The sequence below is a fragment of the Gordonia sp. (in: high G+C Gram-positive bacteria) genome, from assembly GCF_020438995.1.
In the GTDB taxonomy this organism is placed as follows: Bacteria; Actinomycetota; Actinomycetes; order Mycobacteriales; family Mycobacteriaceae; genus Gordonia.
Map to the genome: position 1 here is coordinate 1 of NZ_JAGQTN010000229.1, position 5,441 is coordinate 5,441.

Below are 5,441 nucleotides of genomic sequence, written 5' to 3' on the forward strand. Positions count from 1 at the left end.
TCGGTGCGGGCCCGTGCCGTCGAGGTGATGGACGCCGAAGTCTGCGAGGACGTCGAGGTGGTGGGCTGGCTGTACCAGTTCTACAACGCCGACCTCAAGGAGGAGATCAACAAGTCGAAGGTGCCGATCGACGCCGCCGAACTTCCGGCGGTCACCCAGCTGTTCACACCGGACTGGATCGTCCGGTACCTGGTCGAGAACTCCCTCGGCCGTCTCTGGTTGCGGTCGCGACCCGGCAGTGGGCTCCGCGACCATATGACGTACTACGTCGAACCGATCGACGGCCAGGACGACACCGGCGTCACCGTGTCGACACCCGAGGAAATCCGCATCGTCGACCCGGCGTGCGGGTCCGGGCACATGCTCACCTACGCCTTTGATCTGATGTACCGCATCTACGAAGAAGAGGGCTACACACCCAGCTCCATCCCGCGACTCATCCTCGCCAACAACCTTCGCGGAATAGAAATCGACGAGCGGGCAGCACAACTGGCGTCCTTCGCGCTCGCCATGAAGGCGCGAGCCAAGGACCGGCGATTCCTTACCCGGTCCGGCGAGGATGCCGTACAGCCCGACATCGTGTGGCTGCGGCCCCTCGCCTTCGAAGACTGGGAAACCGACATATTCCTCAAAGGGGTCGCCCCCGCCGATCGGGCCGCGGTGGGTGATCTCCTGACCGCCTTCGCCGACGCCGACACCTTCGGTTCCCTCATCCGCGTCGATACTGACGCCGTGCACGCGCTCACCGAGGCGATCGGCGGATTCGAGGACAAGGAAGCAGAAGGTCATCTCACCAGCGAGATGTCGCTGCAAATCATGCTCAGCGCGCGAGCCATCCTGAGGCAAACCAAGGCACTGGTCGACGGCCAGTACCACGTGGTGGTCGCCAACCCGCCGTACCTCGGAAGCGGCAACATGGGGGCGGAGCTGAGCGCATTCGCCAAACGCGAATACCCGGAAACCAAATCCGACCTGTACGCCATGTTCATCGAACGCAACGTGGAACTTGCCGTGCCCGCCGGGTCGGTCGCCATGGTCACCATGCACTCCTGGATGTTCCTCACCTCCTACAAGAAGTTCCGGGCCCGGATACCCGAATGGGGGCACCTGGCATCGATGGCGCACCTCGGCACCCGTGGGTTCGACTCCATCAGTGGAGAAGTCGTACAGACCACCGCCTTCGTCATCGACGCCGAATCCCGGCCCGGGCACCAGGGCCGGTTCTTCCGGCTGGTATCGGGGAGAAACGAGGCGGAGAAGGCGCAGATGCTCGGCGATGCAATCGAATCCGGGGATCCGGCTGTCGTGTTCGGTGCGTCGATGCACGACTTCACGTTGGTTCCGGAGTCGCCCATCGTGTACTGGCTGTCGGAGGCGATGAAGGCGGCCTTCGCGAAAGGTGAGCGACTTGGGGACGTCGCTCACCCTCGCCAAGGGCTCGCAACAGCTGACAACGACCGTTTCCTCCGCCAGTGGTTCGAGGTGTCGGCCAACCGTACCGGCTTCGGAATGTCCAGCCGTGGTGAGGCAAAGGACTCTGGAAAGAAGTGGTTTCCGCACAACAAGGGCGGATCCTTCAGAAAGTGGTGGGGAAATCAGGATTTCGTCATCAACTGGGAGGTAGATGGAAAGGAACTTTGGGACTTCCGGCCGCGGTCGGTAATCCGCAACCCTGACTACTATTTCCGTGATTGTGTGTCATGGTCAAATGTTTCAACAGGTGCCCCCTCATTTCGGTACTATCCGAGTGATTTCATCTTCAGCCACGTGGGCCAGGCGGCATTCGGTGAGGACGGACAGCTCCCATCGCTGATGGGCTTCCTCGACTCGACGTTGTGTGAGAGTCTGCTGACGGTCTTGTCTCCCGCTATGCATTTCGAGGTCGGCCACATCGCGAACCTTCCCGTTATCCCAGCGGATAGCGAGAGCGTCGTCCCTGTGGTAGATGAGTTGATAAGGCATGCGCGCGCCGACTGGGACGGTTACGAGATCTCATGGGTGTACGGCGCGAACCTGGTCGTCGTATTGGGTGACGGGTCCATCGAATCGCACTCCGAGTCGCGGTGGCGGGCTGCTATCACAACGACGAACCGTGTCAGGGAACTCGAGGAACAGAACAATTGCTACTTCGCCAAGCTTTACGACCTCGAAGACGAGGTGGACTGCGAGGTCCCACTCGCCCGAGTCTCGTTGACCCAGAACCCGTACTTCCGCTACGCCCCAACGAAGGGCACCACCCGCACCGAGGACGAGTACCGCACCCTGTTCAACCTGGACCTCGCCCGGGAACTCGTCTCGTACGCGGTGGGCTGCATGATGGGCCGCTACAGCCTGGACAAGCCGGGTCTGATCCTCGCGGACGCGGGCGCGACGCTGGCCGACTTCGACGCCAAGGTTCCTGACACCCGGTTCCGGCCGGACGACGACGGAATCATCCCCATCACCTCCGAGCACTATTTCGAGGACGACATCGTGGCGAGGATGCGGGAGTTTCTCAGCGTCGCCTTTGGCCCGGAGAATCTGAACGCCAATGTCGAATGGCTCGAAACAGCTCTCGGCTCGGGTAACCGCAAACCGCTCCGCCAGTACTTTCTCAAGAACTTCTACGACGACCACTGCAAGATGTACTCGAACCGCCCGATCTACTGGCAGATCTCGTCGAACCAGAAGACAGAGAAGGGGTTCAACGCGATCTTCTACCTGCACCGCTACGCCCCGGCCACCCTCGGTCTGGTGCGGCAGATGTACGCCAACCCGCTCGTCGACAAGCTGCAAGCCCGGCTCGACACCATCGAGCACGCGCTACCCACCGCCGGCAAAGCCGAGAAGACGAAGCTGACCAAGGAACGAGACGATCTCACCGCCCGGCAGCGGGAGATCCGGGAATGGATCACCAAGCACCTATTCCCGCTGTCGACGGCGGAAGTGGCGCTCGACCTCGACGACGGCGTGAAACAGAACTATCCGAAACTCGCCGCCGTCCTGCGGAAAGTGAAGGGGCTATGACGGTGACAAAGCTATGAGCGCGGCGGCATCGCCGGATCGGATCGCCGACCTGCTCGTCGAACGATTCGCCACCACACCCATCCTCACCTGGCGTGACACCGGCGGCGACTACCGCGACCACCTCACCGACATCGAGTCGGCCGTCGCCGAACGCGGCTACACCCTCACCACCCACGTCGTCGAGAGCAATGAGCTGGGCACCAAGTGCCGGGTGTACGGCATCGTCGACGGCGAACCGGCCGACGACCTGCGGCAACTCGTGTACCGGACAGGCCCGCAACCCGACCGCGCCGACAATTGGCTGCTCGACATCGAAGTCGGCTACGGCGTGTTTGCCGCCGACACTGCCGCCATCCTCATCCACGACCTGGGCCTCACTGACAAGGGCGTCAACACGGTGGTCGAGGAACATCTGGGCTCGTTCGGCGCACCGGGCAGGCTCGCCGCCATCAGTGAACGCCTCACCGACGTCCCCGATGATCGGCCCGCTGCGAAACTCGCCGACGACCTGCGGGCCTTCCTGTCCGCCGAAATCCTGGGGTTGCACGGCCCCGGCAGCCATCGGCTGCACCGCATCGTCGTCGCACTCCTCACCGAGTACGCCGACGACGATGACACCGGATATCAGGCCCTGGATGGCGCCGGACTGGCCGACTTCTTGTGGTCGGGATGCGCCGGCATCTACGGATACACCACCGGCACACCGAGTGTCGCGGGCCTGGCCACCTGGATCTTCAACGAGGCGTGGACCGGCTGGCCGCAAGCCCGCAACGCCGCGCGCATCGACTTCGAACGATTCCGCGACGACCCGCAGGCGCGCAGCGTGTTCTCCACCCTCGCCACCCGGGCGCAAGAAGACCTCAACATCGCCGAACACCTCCGCACCAACACACCCTCGGTAACCGGCCTCGCCGACCGGAATGTGTTCCCGATCGTCGACGACTACGTGATCCGTGGACTGGCCGACGCGATCCACCGCAGCACCATGACAGTCGGTGCCGTCGACGAGATCGTCCGCGCAAGGTCGGCCACCACCTGGTACGCCGAGAATGAGCACAGCTATACGGCGCTGCGTGCGGCGGCCGAATGCCTCAGCAGTATCGAAACATTCGTCCCCGTCATCGCCGACCCCGCCGACGGCATCACCAGTTACGCCGCCAGGTGGGCGAGCATCGACCGCGCCTACCGATTGTTCCGCCACCACATCGAACAGCAGGAAATCGAGATCGGCAAAGAACTCACCGATCGGGTGGAACACCGGTACGTCCACGACTACCAGCGCCGGCTCGCGCACGCCTGGCAGCAGCAGATCGACACCCTCGACCGCTGGGACATCCCCGGCATCGAGCGATTGCGTGGTTTCGCCCGCTACGACCTGCCGGCCGTTAAGACGAAAACCCTCGTCATCGTCTCCGACGCATTCCGCTACGAGGTGGGGATGGAACTCGCGGCACGAATGAACGCGAGCGACTCGTTCACCGCCACCATCGAACCCCGACTGTCCCCGCTTCCGTCGATCACGTGCCTCGGGATGGCGGCGATGCTGCCGCACGATCATCTCGAGCTCGCGGGCGGCGAGACCGTTCTCGCCGACGGAAAGTCCACATCCGGTCTCTTCGCCCGGGATCTGTTGTGGGGCAAAGCAAACATCGCCGCAACCAACTATGCCGAGGTGATGGGCCTCAGTGCCGGCGAACGATACGAGCTGTGGCGCGAACACGAAGCCGTCGTCGTCTACCACGACACCATCGACGCCACCGGTCACAAGACACCACATCAGACACCCAAGGCATGCGCCGACGCACTCGACGACATCACCCGGCTCATCAAACGGTTCGGCAGCGGCAAGATGCGCGCCAGCCGGGTGCTCGTCACCGCCGACCACGGGTTCCTGTATCAGCGATCCGAACTCGCACCGTCGGACTATCTCAGCGAAACCGCCCACGGCGACGAGGTGGTGGCCGACGGCCGTCGCCACGTGATCGGTCGGGGACTGCGCGACCATCCGTCGTTCACCACCTGGACGTCGCAGCAGCTCGGGCTCGACGGGGACCTCGAAGTCCAAACACCACGCGGCCTGCACCGGCTCCGTAAACAGGGCAGCGGCGTGCAGTACGTGCACGGCGGGACCAGCCTGCAGGAAATCGTCGTACCGCTCGTCACGCTGACCCAGTCGCGCAAGATCACCACCACCAAGGTGACCGTCGACGTCAACGTCAGCACACCCACCATCACCTCCAGCACGGTGATGGTGACGCTGCTGCAACGCGAACCGGTGTCGGGCAAGACCCGTGGCCGCACCCTCGACGTCGGCGTCTACGCCCAGGACGGCACCGAACTGTCAGGCCGGCGCAAGATCGTCGTGGACAGTACCGCCGCCGACATCCGTGACCGCAGCACCACCATCGAACTGGTCCTCAACGAGGACGCCGAAA

Annotated in this window: 2 protein-coding genes; both read left to right on the top strand. The window is 63.5% G+C overall.

Annotated features, from left to right (window positions below):
• On the top strand, window positions 1-3,006 hold a 3,006-nt coding region (gene pglX / locus KDB67_RS16245; RefSeq protein ID WP_291017715.1), incomplete at its 5' end, for a BREX-1 system adenine-specific DNA-methyltransferase PglX.
• A gap of 13 nt (window positions 3,007-3,019) precedes the next feature.
• Window positions 3,020-5,441, top strand: a 2,422-nt coding sequence (gene pglZ / locus KDB67_RS16250) for a BREX-1 system phosphatase PglZ type A (protein ID WP_291017717.1), incomplete at its 3' end; no start/stop codon positions are given.